Here is a 17,658-nt window from a genome sequence, read left to right as displayed (position 1 = left end):
TCCCGCGACCGGCGGGTCAGCGCGCGATCTCGTCCTCGACGTAGCGCGAGCCCAGCAGGATGATTCCGGCCGGGATCGCCGGCAGCGCCATGACGACCATCGCGATGCTCGGCGCGAACCACGAGCCCGTCGCGTCGTGCAGTGCTCCGACGAGGATCGGCCCGAGCGCGGCGAGGATGTAGCCGCATCCCTGCACGAAGCCGCTCAGCGCGACCGCGCCGCGGTGCGTGCGCGTGCGCGCCGTGATCAGGTACAGCGCCAGCGGGAACAGCGCCGGTCCGAGACCGTAGACCACGATCCACGCCCAGGTGCCGTTCGCCGGTGAGAGCAGCAGTCCGAAGCTCCCGATGAGCAGCAGCGCGGCGTTGGCGAAGACGAGCGGCGCGACGTTGCGCATCCGGGGCGCGAGCAGCGGCATGAGGATCGACAGCGGCGCCACGACGGCGCTGAACACCGCGAGCATCGAGCCCGCCTCGAGACGGTCGACGCCGGCGCGCTCGACCAGGATGGCCGGCATCCAGCTGAACGCCGTGTAGACCGTCACGCTCGACGTCGCGAAGACGAGCGTCACCGCGATCGCCGTGGGCGAGCGCCACAGCCCGCGCGACGGCGCCATCGGCTGCTCGGCCTCGACCTCGGCCGCGTCGTGCGGCTCATCGGGCTGCGCGCTGCGTCGGCGCCCGGCGAGCACCATGACCCACGGGATGAGGCCGACCGCCGCCGCGATCGACCACTGCCCCAGCGATGCGCGCCAGCCGAGGCCGTCGGACACCGGCACAGCCAGCGCCGCCGACACGCCCGTCGACACCGCGATGACAGCCGAGTAGACCGCCGTCAGCAGTCCGATGCGCTCGGGGAACCAGCGCTTGATCAGCGGCGGCATGAGCACGTTGCCGAATCCCGCGCCGAGCAGGGCGACGGCCGTGGAGACGATCAGCATCGGCGACGACAGCGAGAGCGCGCGAGCCGCGTGCCCGACGACCATGAACGCGATCGCGAGCACGGTCGCCGCCTCGAGGCCGAGCCGGCGCACGATGAGCGGCGTCAGCAGACCTCCGGCGGCGAAGGCCAGCGGCGGCAGGGCGCCCATGATCGAGACCGCGGCGTGCGGGAAGCCGATCCCGCGATCGATCGCGTCGACGATCGGCGACACGGCCGCGACCGCCGTGCGCAGCGAGAAGGCCAGCAGCACGATGCCGACGACCACGAGAGCATGCGGCGCCCAGCGCCGCCCGGTCAGCGCCGTCACTCGGCGGAGCTCGCGGGCGCCGGGTAACCCAGGATCTCGCGGATGCGCACCTCGTCGGCGTGCATCTGCGCCACGAGCGCGTCGGCGTCGGCGAACTTGCGCATCGGCCGGATGAACTCGACGAAGGCGATCTCGAGCTCGCGGTCGTAGAGGTCGAGCGTCTCGTCGAGCAGGTGGGCCTCGAGTCGGCGCACCGTGACGTCGCCGAAGGTCGGATTGACGCCGACCGAGACGGCGGCGCCGACCCGGCGCCCGTCGACGGACGCCCAGGCCGCGTAGACGCCGTCGGCGGGCATCATGCCCTCGGCGTCGGGGCTCAGGTTCGCGGTGCGGTAGCCGAGCTCGCGCCCGCGGGCCTCGCCGTGCACGACGCCGCCGCGCATGGCGTGCAGGCGACCGAGCAGACCGGCGGCCTCGGCGACGCGTCCCTCGTCGAGCAGCGCGCGCAGCTCCGTCGACGACACGCGGCGTCCGTCGGCGGCCACGTCGTCGACGACGATCACGTCGAAGCCGAGCTCGGCGCCCCAGGTGCGCAGCGCATCCACGTCGCCCGCGCCGCGCGCGCCGAAGCGGAAGTCGCGGCCGATCAGCACGAGCCGGGCGTTCGCGGCGCCCACCAGGATGTCGCGCACGAACGCCTCGGGGCTCAGGTCGCGCAGGCCCTCGTCGAAGGCGAGCTCGATCACCGCCTCGGCGCCGGCGGTGTGCAGCAGCTCGAGCTCCTGACGACGTCCGACGATCTCGGGCGGGCAGGATGCCGGGTCGAGCAGGGCGAGCGGGTTGCGGTCGAAGGTGATCACGCTCGGCACGAGGTCGCGAGCGTGCGCCTCGTCGCGCAGCCTGCCGATGACCGCCTGATGGCCGAGGTGCACACCGTCGAACTTGCCGATCGTGACGGCCGAGGGGCCGAAGTCGGCGGGGACCTCGGCGATGCCGTGGAAGGTGCTCATGCCGTCAACCCGGCTGACGCCTGCGCGGCGCGGCGGCGCGAGCGCAGCCAGAGCAGACCCAGCACGGGCAGCACGAGGGGCACGCACAGGTAGCCGGCGCCGTAGAGGCTCCACACGGTCGACTGCCGGCCGAAGGGGTTGGTGTCGCTCAGACCCAGCACCTGGGGCGCGACCAGGCTCAGCGTTCCGACGATCAGCACGCCGGCCAGCTCGAAGCCGATGGCCGCCCACGCCACCCGGTTCCAGACGGGCCCCTTCGCGACGAGCGCGATCGTCGCGACGATGTAGACGACCGCGGCGGCCGCCGAGAGCGAGAACGCGATCGGCGCCTCGGAGAACCGGGACAGGATCTGCGTCACGCTGCGTCCGGTCGCCGCGAGGGCGAGGATCGCGTACACGACGACGAGGACCCGGCCGAGCCCGGTGGCGAGAGAGGAGCGAGCTTCTGGCACCGACCCAGATTAGTCGAGCGCCGGGGTGCGCTCGCTCGCTCAGGCCGCCTGCACCGTCCAGATCACGTGCATGCGCCAGAGCATCACGCCGACGGCCAAGGCCGCGACGCCGAGCACGACCGTGCTCCACCGGGTCTTCTCGCTCAGCGCCCAGAACGCGGCCAGCACCGGGATGGCGACGGCCGCGATCAGATAGGCCCAGAACTCGATCGGGTTGCCGGTCGGCGGATTGCCGACGAAGGGCGCCACCATCGCCGTGACGACCTGCACCACGAGCACGAGCTCGACGAGGGCGAGCGCGCCGAGACTGAAATCGTCAGGCTTGCGGCCGAGCAGTCCGAGCACCACGTCGAGCAGGCCCGCGGCCAGCGCGACGACGACGCCGACGATCGTGAGAGCGAGGATCACGCGAGCACCTCCGCGGTCGGGAAGTTGATGAGCACGCGGGCGACGCCCCGGCGCAGGGAGACGAGCCCGGCGAGGCGTCCATCGGGCGTCAGGGCCGCGACGGTGTCGGCCTCGGCCAGCTCGTGGTCGGGGCCGACCAGCGCCGGTCGACGCCCGTGCACGAGCTCGGCGAGCTGCGCGGGGTCGAGGGTCACCGCGGGGAACAGCTCGCTCGCGACGGAGGCGGGGGTGCGCATCCCGTCGAGCACCCGCTCGTCCGGCGGCGCGGCGTCGGCCAGGCCGAACGGGCCGACCCGGGTGCGGCGCAACGCCGTCAGGTGCCCGCCCACGCTCAGCGCGGAGCCGAGATCGCGGGCGAGCGCCCGCACGTAGGTGCCCGACGAGACCTCGACGCGCACGTCGAGGTCGAGGTGCGCGCCCTCGACCCGTCGCTCGAGCACCTCGAAGGTCGAGACCGTCACGGCGCGCTCCTTCAGCTCGACCTGCTCGCCCTGGCGCGCCAGGGCGTAGGCCCGGCGCCCGTCGACCTTGATCGCGCTGTAGTCGGAGGGGCGCTGGCGGATGTCGCCGGTCAGCGGGGCGATCGCGGCTCCCACCTCGGCCTCGGTCAGCGCCGAGGCGTCGGCGCCGCCGGTCGACTCGCCCTCGGCGTCGTCGGTCGTGGTGCCGTGGCCGAGGCGGATGGTCGCCAGGTACTCCTTGTCGAGGCCGACGAGGTAGGTCAGCAGCCGGGTCGAGCTCTCGACGCCGAGCATCATGAGACCGGTCGCGAGGGGGTCGAGCGTGCCGGCGTGCCCGACCTTCCGGGTGCCCGCCGTGCGTCGCACGACCCGGACCACGTCGTGGCTGGTCACGCCGAGGGGCTTGTCGACCACCAGGATGCCGCTGGGCGCCGGGCTTCGGGGCGCAGCGGATTCCGGCGCGGCGGAACGGGACTCATCGGGCACGGCGTTCACGCTAACAGCGCGGCGCGCGGCCGCCGCGTCGCCCTAGGCTCGCAGGGTGCGGATCGGGATCATCGGGGCCGGAGCCATCGGCGGCACGATCGCCGCGCTGCTCGATCGCGGCGGCCACGACGTCGCCGTCACCGCCCGCGGCGAGCACCTCGCGGCGATCCGCCGCGACGGGCTGCTGCTGACCGGCGGCTGGGGCGAGCACCGCGCGCTTCTCGACGCGGGCGAGGTGCTCACGGGCCGCTTCGACCTCGTCGTGGCCACGACCAAGGCCGCCGCGGCCGAGAAGGCGCTCGGGATGAACGCGGCCGCGCTCGGTGACGGCGTGCCGCTCGTCGTCGTGCAGAACGGCCTCGATGGCATCGCCGTCGCACGCCGCGCGGCCCCGCGGGCCGAGGCGATCGGGGCGCTCTCGCTCATCGCGGCGTCGTTCCTGGTGCCGGGCGAGGTCACGGTGACCGCGCCGCTGCCGACCGTGCTCGGTCGCGAACCCGGCGCCGATCCCGCTCCCCTGCGCTTCGCCGCCGACCTGCTCGGGCAGGTCATGCCGATCGAGACCGTCGACGACCTGCGCGGTGCGCAGTGGACGAAGCTGCTCATCAACCACGTCAACGCCCTGCCCGCGATCACCGGGCTCAGCGTTCAGCAGGTCGTCGCCGATCCACGCCTGCGGCGCATCCTGACCGCCAGCATGCGCGAGACCGTGCGTCTCGCCCGCGCGCTCGGCATCCGCTTCGCTCCGCTGCGCGGGCTGACGGATGCGCGGCTCGGCCTGCTCGGCGCCGCGCCGCTCGCGCTGGGCGGCCTCCTCCCCCGGGCGATGGCGCGGCAGATGGGCGACGTGCCGAACCCCGGCTCGACGCTGCAGAGCATCCGCCGCGGTCAGCCGACCGAGATCGACGCACTCAACGGCGCGGTCGTGCGCGAGGCCGCCGCCGCGGGTCGGACGGCGCCGATCAGCGCGGCGCTCACGGCGCTCGTGCACGAGGTCGAGCAGGGCGGATTCCTGCCGGTCGACGAGGTCGTGCGGCGCGTCCCGCTGCGCTGAACGCCGTCGGGCACGCGGTTGCGCCGTCGGTCGTCGGCGCGGGTCAGCAGCTGTCGGCGAAGATCCGGCGCGGATGCTCCTCGTCGCTCAGGTCGATCAGCGCGATGGCGCGGGCGGTCGGGTCCGCCTCGGCGCGGTAGCGCGCCTGAGCCCAGCGACGGCGGCGGTGCTCGTCGGCATCCGGATCCCGCCGTGTGCCGGTCGCCGCGGCGAGGCGCGCGTACGCGACCTCCTCCGGCGCCTCGAGCCAGACCGAGAAGCTCCACAGATCGCGCAACTCCGGACGGTTCGCGAAGGCGCCGTGCACGACCAGGTCGGCGTCGGCGGGCGCGGTCGTCCAGGCCGACTCGCGCGGGGCATCCCGGTCGGGGTCGAAGGCGGCGAGCTGGAATCCGGCGCTGCCGCCCATCCGGAACGGCTCGACGAGAGCACGCCGCAGCAGACCGACGTCGAGGTGCTCGCGGTACCAGCCCTCGTCGCCGACCTCGCCGTCGTCGCCGACCCGCTCGAGCAGCTCGGCGCGGGAGCGGCCGAAGTCGGCGAGGTCGGCCGAGAAGGCGGCGCGGTCATCGCGGCGCAGCGCCTCGACGAGGTCGCCGGCGAAGGCCGCGCGACCGACGCCGTCGAGACCGTCGACGGCGATCATGATGCGACCGCGCGGGTAGTTGTGCACGATCTCGGCGGCCAGCGCATCGAGAACGGCGCGGCGTTTCGGTGACCAGCGGGGCATGGAGCCAGCGTAGGCGGGCTCGCCCCCCGCGCGCCCTACGCTGGTGGCGTGGACCTCGCGCCGACGATCGCCGACTGGTTCACGCGCGAGAAGCGCGACCTGCCCTGGCGTCAGCCCGGATTCCCGGCCTGGGGCACGCTCGTCAGCGAGTTCATGCTGCAGCAGACCCCGGTCGTGCGCGTCATCCCCCGACTCGAGGAATGGCTCGCGCGCTGGCCGACGCCGGCCGACCTCGCCGCCGCGCCGGCGTCCGAGGCGATCCGGGCCTGGGATCGGCTCGGCTACCCGCGCCGCGCTCTCGCCCTGCACGGCGCCGCCGTCGCGATCACCGAGCACCACGGCGGCGTCGTCCCCTCCGACGTGGATGCGCTGCTCGCGCTGCCGGGGATCGGCCCTTACACCGCGCGCGCCGTGGCCGTGTTCGCCTACGGCCGGCGGCATCCCGTCGTCGACACGAACGTGCGCCGGGTTCTCGCCCGCGCCGTGCGCGGCGTCGCGCTGCCGGGACCGCCCTCGACGACGCGCGACCTCGCCGAGATGGAGGCGCTCCTGCCCGCCGACCGGGAGCAGAGCGTGCTCGTCAACGCCGGCGCCATGGAGCTCGGCGCGATCGTCTGCACGGCCCGCGCGCCGCGCTGCGAGCTGTGCCCGATCGCGGCGGCCTGCGCCTGGCGAGCCGCCGGCTATCCCGAGCCGGAGCCCGACGCGCCGCGGCCGCCGCGGCAGGCGAAGTACGAGGGGTCCGACCGTCAGGTGCGCGGGCTCGTGCTGCGTGAGCTGCGCGGCGCCGACATCCCGGTTCCGGATGCGGCCTTGCACGCGCTCTGGCCCGACGCCGAGCAGCTCGCGCGCGCCGTGCGCGGACTCGCGGCCGATCGGCTGATCGCGGGCTCGGCGGCCGAGGGCTGGACGCTGCCCGACTGATCGCACGGTGGCCGGCGGCGGCGCCGGAGATGCCGCCCTGTCGCGATGTCGGTCGCGACGGGCAGGATGGGCGCATGCCGGAGCTGCCCGAGGTGCACGCGCTGGCGACCGATCTCGGCCGCCGTCTGGGCGGGCGCGTCGTCGACCGCCTGAGCATCCTGGCCTTCCCGGCGCTCAAGACCTTCGACCCGCCGGTCGAGGCGGTGCACGGGATGCGGGTCGCCGACGTCACCCGGCACGGCAAGTTCCTCGACCTGACGCTCGAGCCCACAGGATCCGGCGACGGCGCCGACGAACCGGCGGCGTTCCCGATCCATCTCGTGATGCATCTCGCGCGCGCCGGCTGGCTGCGCTGGCGCGCCGAGGCGCCGAAGCCGGTGACGAAGCCCGGCCGCTCGCCGATCGCGGCGCGGATCGTGCTCGACGACGGCAGCGGAATCGACGTGACCGAGGCGGGCACGAAGAAGAGCCTCGCCATCCACCTCGTGCGCGACCCCGCCGAGGTGCCCGGCATCGCGCGGCTCGGCCCCGATCCGATGACCGACGAGTTCGACGAGGAGACGTTCGCGCGCATCCTGGCCGGTCGCGGGCGCGAGCAGATCAAGGGCGTGCTGCGCAACCAGTCGGTCATCGCGGGAATCGGCAACGCGTACTCCGACGAGATCCTGCACGTCGCGCGGATGTCGCCCTTCACCCCGGCGAACATGTCACCCGAGAAGGTCGCGACGCTCTACACGGCGCTGCGCTCGACGCTCGCCGAAGCCCTCGAGCGTGCCGACGGCCTCGCGGCGTCCGAGCTCAAGGGCGAGAAGCGCAGCGGGATGCGCGTGCACGGTCGTACCGGCGAGCCCTGCCCGGTGTGCGGCGACACCGTGCGGCAGGTGATCTACAGCGACTCGACGTTCCAGTACTGCCCCACCTGCCAGACGGGCGGCAAGCCCCTGGCCGATCGCGTGCTGTCGCGCCTGCTCAAGTAGTGCGCAGGGATCAGCGGCGCACGCGGTACTCGGTCGTGATCTGCCCCGCGGGATAGGCCCGGGTCGACACGTGTGTCAGCGGCAGCAGTCCGAGCTCCGGCGGGGTCGCGGGTCGTCCGCCGCCCAGCAGCGCCGGCAGCGTGCGGAAGCGCACCGTGTCGACGAGGCCCGCCCGGAAGAGCGCATCCGTCAGCGTCAGGCTCCCCCACACGATCACGGCGCCGGTGTACCGGTCGAGCAGCCGACGCGCGGTCTCGACACCGTCGCCCCGCTCGATCTGCGCCGGAGCGTGCACGCCCCAGGGCGCGGCCGCGAGCGTCGACGAGACGACGTGCTTGGGCAGAGAGTTCATCGGTCCCGCGGCCGGTTGCTCGTCGGGCGTCACGGTCGGCCAGAAGCCGGCGAACATCTCGTAGGTGCGGCGTCCCAACAGGATCGCGTCGACCCGCTCCAGCATGGTCAGCTGATCGGTGTCGACCTCCGAGGGATCAGCGACGCCGATGAACGACATGCCGCCGTCGTCATCCACCGCCTTGCCGTCGGCGCTGACGATCTGCTCCACGATGAGCCCGCTCATGCGGCCACGCTACGCGTGCGGCAGACGCTCGTCGAGGGCGGCGCGGCCGGCGGGGCTCTGCGGGATCAGTCCTCGTCGTCGTCGAGCTCGCGCGGCTTGACGTAGGGGTCGGCGTCGCCGGCGTAGCTGGCGCCGGCGGCGAGCGTCGCCGAGTCGGCGTCGCGCGTCGCGGCCTCGCGCAGCAGCGACGAGATGCGGTCGGCGTTCTCGGGGATCGCGTCGGCGATGAACTCGAGGCTCGGGGTCAGGCGAGCCGTGATGTTGCGGCCGACCTCGGTGCGCAGCATCCCCGTCGCCGCCTTCAGCGCAGCGGCGGAGTCGGTGCGCTCCTCGTCGGTGCCGTAGACGGTGTAGAAGATCGACGCGTGCTGCAGGTCGCCCGTGACGCGAACATCCGTGATGGTCACGAAGCCGAGGCGAGGGTCGCGCAGCCCCTTCTCGAGGCGCTTGGCGACGATCTCCTTGATGCGGTCGGCGAGCTTCGCCGCGCGAGGGTTCTCACCCATCAGAACCTTCTCTCTCCAGGGCGTTGAGGGGCCCCGTCGTCTGCCTTCCGAGGCAATCGGGGAAGGGGCCCCGCTCTTGCCTCGGAAGGCAGACGACGGGGCCCCGAACCACGGATCAGACCCGCGGCTTCTCCTTCATCTCGATCGTCTCGATCTCGTCGCCGATCTGGATGTCGTTGAACTTGCCGAGACCGATACCGGCCTCGAAGTCCGTCTTGACCTCGGTGACGTCGTCCTTGAAACGACGCAGCGACTCGATGGCGAGGTTGTCGCCCACCACGACGCCGTCGCGGATGACCCGCGCCTTGGCGTTGCGGGTGATGGTGCCGGAGCGCACGAGCACACCGGCGATGTTGCCGAACTTCGAGGAGCGGAACACCTCGCGGATCTCGGCGACACCCGACTGGACCTCTTCGTACTCCGGCTTGAGCATGCCCTTGAGCGACGACTCGATGTCGTCGAGCGCGGAGTAGATGACCGAGTAGAACCGCACGTCGATGCCCTCGCGCGCAGCGCGCTCGCGGGCCTTGACGTCGGGGCGGACGTTGAAGCCGATGACGATCGCGTTGTCGATCGTCGCCAGGTCGATGTCCGACTCGGTGACGGCACCCACACCGCGGTGCAGGATGCGCAGCTGGACGCTGTCGTCGACCTCGATCTTGAGCAGGGCCTCCTCGAGCGCCTCGACGGCACCGGAGACATCACCCTTGATGATGAGGTTGAGCGACTCGACCTTGCCCTCTTCGAGTGCGCGGGTGAAGTCCTCGAGCGAGATGCGCTTGCGGGCCTTGGCCAGCTGGGCGTTGCGCTCGACGGCTTCGCGCTTCTCGGCGATCTGACGGGCGGTGCGGTCCTCCTCGGTGACGAGGAAAGTGTCGCCGGCGCGGGGCACGGTCGACAGACCCTGCACCTGCACGGGACGCGAAGGCCAGGCCTCCTCGACCGTGTCGCCGTTCTCGTCGTGCATCGCGCGGACGCGGCCGTAGGCCGTTCCCGCGACGATCGCGTCGCCGACGCGCAGCGTTCCCGACTGGATGAGCACGGTCGCCACGGCGCCGCGTCCCTTGTCGAGCTTCGCCTCGATGGCGACACCGCGGGCGTCCTTGTTCGGGTTCGCGCGCAGGTCGAGACCCGCGTCGGCGGTCAGCAGCACGGCGTCCAGGAGCTCCTGGATGCCCTTCTTCTGCGTGGCCGACACGTCGACGAACATGACGTCGCCGCCGTACTCCTCGGCGACCAGGCCGAACTCGGTGAGCTGCTGGCGGACCTTGGCGGGGTTCGCCCCCTCCTTGTCGACCTTGTTGACCGCGACCACGATCGGCACGTTGGCCGCCTGGGCGTGGTTCAGGGCCTCCACCGTCTGGGGCATGATGCCGTCGTCGGCGGCGACCACGAGGATCGCGATGTCGGTCACCTGCGCACCACGGGCGCGCATGGCGGTGAACGCCTCGTGACCCGGAGTGTCGATGAAGGTGATCGCGCGCTCGATGTCCTCGTGCTCGGTCCACACCTGGTAGGCGCCGATGTGCTGCGTGATGCCGCCGGCCTCGCCCGCGACGACGTTCGCCTGGCGGATCGCGTCGAGCAGCTTGGTCTTTCCGTGGTCGACGTGACCCATGACCGTGACGACCGGGGGCCGGATCTCGAGCTGGTCGTCGTCCTCGTCCGCGAGCTCCTGCTCGAGGTCGATGTCGAAGCCCTCGAGGAGCTCCTTGTCCTCGTCCTCGGGCGAGACGACCTGGATCTTGTAGCCCAGCTCCTCGCCGAGGATGCCGAAGGTCGCCTCGTCGAGCGACTCGGTCGCGGTCGCCATCTCACCGAGGTGGAACAGCGCCGTGACGAGCGCGCCCGGCTGCACGGTCATCTTGGTCAGGTTCTCGATCTTGTCCGCGAGGTCGCTGATCGACGCGCCGCGGCGGAGGCGGATGACCGCCCCGTTGCCGCGAGGGATCGCGACGCCGCCGAGCTGCGGGGCATCCCGCATCTCGAATTCTGCGCGCTTCGTGCGCTTCGACTTGCGTGCGCGGCTCTTGCCGCCGCCACGACCGAAGGCACCCGCGGTGTTGCCGCGGCCACCGCGACCGCCGCCGCCGGGGCGACCGGCGAAGCCGCCGCCCGGACGGGGACCGCCGCCGACACCGCCGGAGCCGCCGCCGCCGGGACGACCGGGGCCGCCCTGACGCTGCTGGAACGGCGCACCGGGACGACCGGGGCCGCCGGGGCGCGGAGCACCGGGACGCGGAGCACCCGGGCGCGGGGCGCCGGGACGGGGCGCGCCGGGGCGCGGAGCTGCCGGACGCGGGATGCCCGCACCGCCGCCGGGCCGGGGCATGCCCTGGCTCGACGAGAACGGGTTGTTGCCGGGACGCGGGGCGCCGGGGCGCTGCATGCCCTGGCTCGAGGCGTAGGGGTTGTTGCCGGGGCGGGGCGCGCCGGGGCGCGGACCCGATCCGGGACGGGCGGCGTCGGAGCCGCCCTGCTGGGGCTGCGCGGGGCGCGAGCCGCCGGGCTTCGGACCCGTCGACGCGGGGGCCGACGACGCCGCGGGGGCGCTCGGCGCCTGCGCGGCGCGCTCGGCCTGGGGTGCGGCGGGCGCCTCGGCCTGCGGCGCCGGGGCCGGCTTCTCGGCGGCCTTCGGCGCGGCGGGCGCGGGGCGCGGGCCGGGCTTGGGCGCCGCGGCGGCGGGCTTGTCCGCCACCTTCACGCCGTCGGCCTCGAGCGCTGCCTTGAGGCGGCGCGCGACCGGCGGGGCGATGGAGCTGGACGGGCTCTTGACGAACTCGCCCATGTCCTTCAGCTTGTCCATCGCAAGCTTGCTGTCGATCCCGAGTTCATTCGCGATCTCGTGTACGCGTGGGTTGGCCACAATTCTCCTGTCGGGGGTCCACCCCGGACAGGGTGGACGTCATCGAATGACGGAACTCATCTCGAGCCGCTCATCACTTGTCCATGCTCTTCAGACCGTTTCAGTCCTTGGATGCGCATCGGGCGCATCCGTTGCCGTCGTCAGCACCAGAGAGGTGTCGATCCCCGGCTCTCGCAGCGCGCGCCCGAAAGCGCGGCGGTGGAGGGCGGTTTCGATGCATCCGATCTGCGGATGCACCCAGGCACCACGACCTGGAAGTCGTCTCGCGGCATCGGCCACGACACGCCCGTCGCGCGCGACGAACCTCAGAAGAGAGGTTCGGGGAGCACGCTGCCGGCAACCCAGGCAGGTTCTGACGGGGATGAGTCTATCGCGCTCCACGGTGTCCATGTGCGCTCCACGCTACCGGCGCGGCAGAATGACCCGCGTATGGATGCGCTGCTCACCTTCCTCGACCTGCCTCTCTTCTCGATCCTCGGTGAGCGGGTGACGGTGCTCGAGGTGTTCGGATTCGTCACCGGCGCCCTCTGCGTCTGGGCGGTGAGCCGGCAGTGGATCTGGAACTGGCCGGTGGGCCTGATCAACAACGTGGCGTTCCTGCTGCTGTTCTGGGGCGCGGGGCTCTACGCCGACGCGACGCTGCAGGCGATCTTCTTCGTGCTCGGCGTCTACGGCTGGATCGTCTGGGTGCGCCGGCGCCGTCACCTCGGCTCCGCCTTCGTCGCGCCGATCCGCCGCGCCCGCTCGTTCGACCTCGGGATCGCGCTGGTCGCGACCGCCGCCGGCACCGTCGCGGCCTGGTGGCTGCTCACCGCGCACACCGACTCGGCGGTGCCCTGGCCCGACGCCTTCGTGCTCAGCGCCTCGCTCGTCGCCACCTGGCTGCAGGCGCGCAAGGTGCTCGAGCACTGGTGGATCTGGATCGCGGTCGATCTCGTCTCGGTGCCGCTCTACGTGGTCAAGCACCTCTACCTGACGGCGATCCTCTACACCGGCTTCCTCGCGCTCTGCGTCTACGGGCTCGTCGGCTGGCGGCGCGACTGGCGGCGCCAGCAGCGGGCCGCAGAGCCGACCGCTGCGGTCACGACGGCCGGGGCCACCGCGTGACGGCGACGGACGCCGCATCCACGACCGGTCTCGTCATCGGCAAGTTCTATCCCCCGCACCTCGGCCACCTCGACCTGATCGAGCGCGCGGCGGGCGAGGTCGACGAGCTCGCGGTGCTCGTGCTCGCGAGCGTGATCGAGTCGATCCCCCTCGCCGACCGCGTCGCCTGGCTGCGCGACGCCACCTCGGCGCTGCCGGGCGTGCGCGTGATCGGACTGCCCGACGACGGCGCGGTCGACTACGACAGCGAGGCGGCCTGGGTGGCCGAGTCGGCGCGCATGGCCGCCGCGGTCGCCGCCCACGGCATCCCGCAGCCCGATGTCGTGTTCACCTCGGAGGGCTACGGCGAGGAGCTGGCGCGCCGTCTCGGCGCCCGGGCCGTCACGCACGACACCGCCCGGGCGCGCGTGCGGGTCAGCGGCACCGCGGTGCGCGCCGATCTCGTCGAGACCTGGCCGCTGCTGCCCGAAGCGACCCGGCGCGGACTCGCGACGCGCGTGATCGTGGTCGGCGCCGAGTCGACGGGCACCACCACGATGGCCGAGGCGCTCGCGACGCACTACGCCGTGCACCCGCGCTGGCCGCATCCCGGGCTCGCCTCGGTGCCCGAGTACGGGCGCGAGTTCACCTACGCGCTGCACGCGCGCACGGCGGAGGCCGCCGCGGCCGAGGGGCGTCCCGCGCCGTCCATGGATGATCTCGTCTGGCTGCCCGAGCACTTCGGGCACATCGCGAGCGAGCAGAATGCGCGCGAGGACGCGGCGGCCCTGCGGTCGCCCCTCGTGATCGGCGACACCGACGCCTTCGCCACGACGCTCTGGGAGCGCCGGTATGTCGGCGAGCACAGCATCCAGGCGACGACCGCCGGAGGGGCGACGCTCCCCCGCCGCGACCTCTACCTCGTGACCGACCACGTCGATGTGCCGTTCGAGGACGACGGCTGGCGCGACGGCGAGCACGTCCGCCCGACGATGACCGGCTGGTTCGTCGACGAGCTCACGCGGCGCGGCGCCTCGTGGATCCTGCTGCGCGGCAGCCACGAGCAGCGGTTCGCCTACGCGATCCGAGCCGTGGATGCGCTGCTCGAGCACCGTCGTCGGTTCACGAGCCCGCCGTGGGATCAGCCGACCGTGCTGGTCTGACCGGTCCGACGCCGGTGAACGGGTCGGCTCAGCTCTCCATCACCGAGTCGGGCTGGATGTCGATGCGCGCCCCCGTGAGCTTCGCGGCGAGTCGGGCGTTCTGGCCCTCCTTGCCGATCGCGAGCGAGAGCTGGTAGTCGGGCACGAGGGCGCGCACGGCCTTCATCGACTCGTCGACGACGAACGCGCTCGTGACCTTGGCGGGCGACAGCGCGCTCGCGACGAAGGTGGCGAGGTCGTTCGACCAGTCCACGATGTCGATCTTCTCGGCGCCGAGCTCGGCGGTCACGGCGCGCACGCGCTGGCCCAGCTCGCCGATGCAGGCGCCCTTGGCGTTGATGCCGGGCTGGGTCGCGCGCACGGCGAGCTTGGTGCGGTGACCGGCCTCGCGGGCGAGCGAGGCGATCTCGACCAGGCCCGAGGCGATCTCGGGCACCTCGAGCGCGAAGAGCTTCTTCACCAGACCGGGGTGCGTGCGGCTGACGGTGATCGACGGGCCCTTGAGGCCCTTGGCGACGCTCGTCACGTAGACGCGGATGCGCTGGCCATGCGGGTACTCCTCGCCCGGCACCTGCTCCTCGGGCGGCAGGATCGCCTCGATCGTGCCGAGGTCGATGTGGATCATGCGCGGGTTCGGGCCCTGCTGGATCACGCCGGCGACGATGTCGCCCTCGCGTCCGCGGAACTCGCCGAGCACCTTGTCGTCGCCGATGTCGCGCAGGCGCTGGTTGATGACCTGCTTGGCCGCGAAGGCGGCGATGCGGCCGAAGTCGTCGGGGCTGTCGACGGCCTCGCCGATCTGCTCGCCCTCGTCGTCGAGCTCGGGCACGTAGACCGTGACGTGACCGCTCTTGCGGTCGAGCTCGACGCGAGCGCCGGAGTCCGGGCCCTTGTCGACGTGCTTGAGGTACGCCGTCAGGATGGCCTGCTCGATGATCGCCACCAGTTCGTCGAAGGGGATCTCGCGCTCGCGCTCCATGAGCCGCAGCACTCCGAGGTCGATGTCCACGAGGGGCCTCCCGCTATTCAGATGACGCACCCGCTGCCCGGGTTGCGACTAGCCAGCCTAGCCGATCGGCGCCGGCGCCCGGTGACGCCCGCGGACGCGGTCCGACACCTGTCGGCCATAGGACGTTCACAGCCCGCTGACAGCGTTGTGACGCCGCGGCGACCACCCGCCCCGGCCTTCGTCACCATCACCGAGGACCCTCGTGACCCGCTCACCGATCCCCGCACCGGGGCATTCTGCTCATCGTCGCCGCCGACCCGGCCGACTCGCCCTCGCCGCCCTCGCGGCGATCGGCGTCGTCGGCTCGCTCGCGGCCGTTCCCGCCGTGTCCCCCTCGACCGCGGCGTCCGCCGCGGCCGCCGAATCCGACCTCGGCTCGCGCTTCTCGCTCGCCGTGCTGCCCGACACGCAGTTCTACTCCCGCTACTCCGCCGCCGAGTTCGTGCCGCGCTACGGCAAGGATCCCTTCGAGACCCAGACGCAGTGGATCGCCGACCACGCCGACGAGCTCAACATCCCCTTCGTGGCCCACCTCGGCGACGTCGTCGACCAGGTGAACCAGCCGGGCGAGTGGGCCGCCGCCGACCGCGCGATGAGCGTGCTCGAGGATGCGGGGGTGCCGTACTCGATCCAGCCCGGCAACCACGACGTGCTCGACAGCACCGACAGCCGCATGGACACGAGCTACGAGCTCGCCCGCGAGCCGTACCTGCAGCACTTCCCGGTCTCCCGGGCCGAGAAGCAGGACTCGTTCGGCGGCGCCGACCCGACGGGTCTCAACCGCTACAGCCTGTTCGAGGCCCAGGGCCAGACGTTCATGGTGCTGCAGCTCAGCTGGCGCGCCTCCGACGAGACCCTCGACTGGGCGTCGTCGGTGCTCTCCGAGCACCCGTCGGTCCCGGTGATCCTCACCAGCCACGAGGTGCTGAACATCGCCGCCGACGGCGTCAGCCCGGCCGAGACCACCTACGGTCTGCGCCTCTGGAACGACTTCATCCGCAGCCACGATCAGGTCTTCCTGACGCTGAACGGCCACTTCCACGGCGCCACCCGCCTGACCAAGACGAACGACTTCGGCAACCCGGTCACCGAGATCCTCTGGGACTACCAGATGGCCTATGAGGGCGGCAACGGCTATCTCGGCCTGCTCGAGTTCGACCTCAGCGGCGACCGCATCTCGGCGCGCACGGGTTCGCCGTGGGTGATCGCCAAGCCGGGAGACGCCCTGACCTCCTACGACCAGCCGATGCTGACGCAGGACGGCAACCAGTTCGAGCTCGGGCTCGACTTCGCCGAGCGCTTCGCCGGCTTCGCGCCCGACTTCGCCGACGGCCCGGCCGACCAGCCCGACCTCTCGGCCGCGGCGACCGCGCTGTTCACCGACGGCTTCACCGCTCCCCCGGCGTCCAGCCGGGTCGAGGCCGGCGGCGAGGGCGACTTCGTGCGCGTCGACGGCACGGTCGCGCACTGGCGCTTCGACGGCCAGCCCGGTCCCGTAGCCGAGGGCCAGGTGTTCGAGGATGTCGCGGGCGACTCCGATCTGCACCGCGTGCCGATCGCCGAGTCCGGATCGTCCACCGCTCAGGTCGGCGACGTGACCCTGATCGCCGACGCGGACCCGTTCTCGTCGAGCGGTGCTGTCTGCTTCGCGAACTCCGACCAGACGGGCGGCGTGAACCGCTTCAGCTACCTCTCCACCGAGGTGGGCGCCGCCGCGAACGCGGCCACTCTCGACGGCGGCTACACGATCGAGACCTTCGTCAAGCTCGACGAGGGCTGGACCGCCTCGAAGAACGGCTGGTCGAAGGCCGTCGTGCGCTCGGGCAACCGCTCGCAGCTCGATGGGATGCCGTGGAGCCGGTGGGACTACACCGCCTCGCCCGCCGCTCTCGGCGTGTCGAACCTCCGCGAGTTCCAGTGGACCGAGGTGCCCGCCGAGACCACCAAGGGCGACCGCACCGCCTGGTCGGGCGAGATCCTGCCCGGCCGCTGGTCGCACGTCGCGATCGTCAACGACGCCGAAGCCGGCGTGACGACGATGTACGTCGACGGCGCCCCCGTGCTGCGCAACGGACGCGACACCGGCGGGCAGAGCATCCAGGAGCAGATGCCCTGGATCCTCGGAGCCGACTGGGTCGACGACGGCGCCCGCAACGGGTGGGCCGGCTGCATCGGCGAGACCCGCGTGATCGACCACCCGACGGACGCGTCGCAGTGGCTGACCGCGCGCCCCGCCCTCGACGCCGGGTTCACCAGCGACGCCCCCAGCGGCACGGTCCAGCAGGTCACCGCGATCTCGGGCACCGGCGCGGCCGGAGCCACGGTGACGCTCGCGGGCGATGTGCAGGGCAGCGCCCTCGTGCGCGAGGACGGCAGCTGGAGCATCCCGCTCATCACCGCCGGAACGGGCGGCTCCGCCGCCGCCGGTCGCGCCTCGACCGCGGTCGGGCCGACCGGCCTCACGGCCGGCAGCTACCGCTACACGCTCACCCAGGGCTTCGGCACGCGTCAGTCGAGCCCGCTCAGCGGCGGCTTCGTCGTCGCGGCGGCGGGCGACCCCGGTGCGGGCGGCGGCGACGCCGACTCCGGAGCGGGCACCGGCGCGACCGGCGGCACGGGCGACACCGCCCTGGCGAACACCGGCGTGACGGTGCAGCCCGGGCTGATCGCGGCGGCGCTCCTGCTGCTGCTGGGCGCGAGCGCCGTGACGATCACCGTCATCCGCCGCCGACGCGGGCAGGGCGCCGCGGCCGAGTGACG

The 17,658-nt window shown here is 72.7% G+C and carries 17 protein-coding genes; 6 read left to right on the top strand and 11 right to left on the bottom strand.

The genetic code is table 11. The features are described 5' to 3' along the window. Positions 1-16: 16 nt before the first annotated feature. The 5 genes from FJ658_RS11450 to truB are packed head-to-tail and all read right to left on the bottom strand — an operon-like array spanning position 17 to position 4,006. Positions 17-1,249: an MFS transporter gene (locus FJ658_RS11450; protein ID WP_141145518.1), complete on the bottom strand. Its 1,233-nt coding sequence runs from the start codon at positions 1,247-1,249 to the stop codon at positions 17-19. Continuing rightward, positions 1,246-2,199 carry a bifunctional riboflavin kinase/FAD synthetase gene (locus FJ658_RS11445; protein ID WP_141145517.1) on the bottom strand — a complete coding sequence of 318 codons (954 nt, stop codon included), beginning with the start codon at positions 2,197-2,199 and terminating at the stop codon, positions 1,246-1,248. Before FJ658_RS11445 ends, FJ658_RS11450 begins: the two co-directional genes overlap by 4 nt. Beyond that, positions 2,196-2,651 (bottom strand): hypothetical protein, encoded by a 456-nt coding sequence (locus FJ658_RS11440; protein WP_141145516.1) that lies wholly within the window; start codon positions 2,649-2,651, stop codon positions 2,196-2,198. The genes FJ658_RS11445 and FJ658_RS11440 overlap by 4 nt, the downstream gene beginning before the upstream one ends. 39 nt (positions 2,652-2,690) lie before the next feature. Then, positions 2,691-3,059, bottom strand: coding sequence for a hypothetical protein (locus tag FJ658_RS11435; protein WP_141145515.1), 369 nt, complete (start codon positions 3,057-3,059; stop codon positions 2,691-2,693). Next, positions 3,056-4,006, bottom strand: a complete 951-nt coding sequence (truB, locus tag FJ658_RS11430; protein WP_141145514.1) for a tRNA pseudouridine(55) synthase TruB — start codon at positions 4,004-4,006, stop codon at positions 3,056-3,058. Before truB ends, FJ658_RS11435 begins: the two co-directional genes overlap by 4 nt. 55 nt (positions 4,007-4,061) lie before the next feature. Here truB and FJ658_RS11425 point away from each other — a divergent pair, with 55 nt between their 5' ends. Further along, positions 4,062-5,060: a ketopantoate reductase family protein gene (locus FJ658_RS11425; RefSeq protein ID WP_141145513.1), complete on the top strand. Its 999-nt coding sequence runs from the start codon at positions 4,062-4,064 to the stop codon at positions 5,058-5,060. Between the two features lie 43 nt (positions 5,061-5,103). On the opposite strand, the gene FJ658_RS11420 is transcribed toward FJ658_RS11425, so the two are convergent. Continuing rightward, the gene (locus FJ658_RS11420) at positions 5,104-5,790 is read right to left on the bottom strand and encodes a uridine kinase (RefSeq protein ID WP_141145512.1); all 687 of its coding nucleotides are present in this window, start codon (positions 5,788-5,790) and stop codon (positions 5,104-5,106) included. A 48-nt stretch (positions 5,791-5,838) separates the two neighbouring features. Here FJ658_RS11420 and FJ658_RS11415 point away from each other — a divergent pair, with 48 nt between their 5' ends. Then, positions 5,839-6,714 (top strand): A/G-specific adenine glycosylase, encoded by an 876-nt coding sequence (locus tag FJ658_RS11415; RefSeq protein ID WP_141145511.1) that lies wholly within the window; start codon positions 5,839-5,841, stop codon positions 6,712-6,714. Between the two features lie 74 nt (positions 6,715-6,788). Beyond that, the gene (locus tag FJ658_RS11410; RefSeq protein ID WP_141145510.1) at positions 6,789-7,691 is read left to right on the top strand and encodes an Fpg/Nei family DNA glycosylase; all 903 of its coding nucleotides are present in this window, start codon (positions 6,789-6,791) and stop codon (positions 7,689-7,691) included. A 10-nt stretch (positions 7,692-7,701) separates the two neighbouring features. On the opposite strand, the gene FJ658_RS11405 is transcribed toward FJ658_RS11410, so the two are convergent. The 4 genes from FJ658_RS11405 to FJ658_RS11390 form a co-directional block, all read right to left on the bottom strand. After that, positions 7,702-8,268, bottom strand: coding sequence for a dihydrofolate reductase family protein (locus FJ658_RS11405; protein WP_141145509.1), 567 nt, complete (start codon positions 8,266-8,268; stop codon positions 7,702-7,704). 65 nt (positions 8,269-8,333) lie between these two features. Next, on the bottom strand, positions 8,334-8,774 hold the full coding sequence (rbfA, locus tag FJ658_RS11400; RefSeq protein WP_141145508.1) for a 30S ribosome-binding factor RbfA: 441 nt from the start codon (positions 8,772-8,774) through the stop codon (positions 8,334-8,336). A 115-nt stretch (positions 8,775-8,889) separates the two neighbouring features. Further along, entirely contained in the window at positions 8,890-11,640 is a 2,751-nt protein-coding gene (gene infB / locus FJ658_RS11395) for a translation initiation factor IF-2 (protein WP_141145507.1), read from the bottom strand. A 90-nt stretch (positions 11,641-11,730) separates the two neighbouring features. Further along, positions 11,731-12,030, bottom strand: coding sequence for a YlxR family protein (locus FJ658_RS11390; protein ID WP_141145506.1), 300 nt, complete (start codon positions 12,028-12,030; stop codon positions 11,731-11,733). A 39-nt stretch (positions 12,031-12,069) separates the two neighbouring features. Between FJ658_RS11390 and pnuC the strand changes: the two genes are divergently transcribed. Both pnuC and FJ658_RS11380 read left to right on the top strand, forming a co-directional pair. After that, on the top strand, positions 12,070-12,747 hold the full coding sequence (gene pnuC / locus FJ658_RS11385) for a nicotinamide riboside transporter PnuC (protein ID WP_141145505.1): 678 nt from the start codon (positions 12,070-12,072) through the stop codon (positions 12,745-12,747). Beyond that, positions 12,744-13,889, top strand: a complete 1,146-nt coding sequence (locus tag FJ658_RS11380; RefSeq protein ID WP_141145504.1) for an AAA family ATPase — start codon at positions 12,744-12,746, stop codon at positions 13,887-13,889. The genes pnuC and FJ658_RS11380 overlap by 4 nt, the downstream gene beginning before the upstream one ends. Before the next feature lie 28 nt (positions 13,890-13,917). Here the strand turns inward: FJ658_RS11380 and nusA are convergent, their stop codons facing one another. Next, a complete protein-coding gene (nusA, locus tag FJ658_RS11375) occupies positions 13,918-14,898 on the bottom strand; it encodes a transcription termination factor NusA (protein ID WP_141145503.1) in 981 nt (326 codons plus the stop codon). Positions 14,899-15,100: 202 nt separating this feature from the next. Between nusA and FJ658_RS11370 the strand changes: the two genes are divergently transcribed. Beyond that, positions 15,101-17,656 carry a metallophosphoesterase gene (locus FJ658_RS11370; protein WP_141145502.1) on the top strand — a complete coding sequence of 852 codons (2,556 nt, stop codon included), beginning with the start codon at positions 15,101-15,103 and terminating at the stop codon, positions 17,654-17,656. Positions 17,657-17,658 lie beyond the last annotated feature (2 nt).

Origin of the sequence: Schumannella sp. 10F1B-5-1, from assembly GCF_006517535.1 — a bacterium.
Lineage (GTDB): Bacteria > Actinomycetota > Actinomycetes > Actinomycetales > Microbacteriaceae > Schumannella.
Note: the sequence above shows the minus strand (reverse complement) of the source record. Positions and strands in the feature narration are given on the sequence as shown.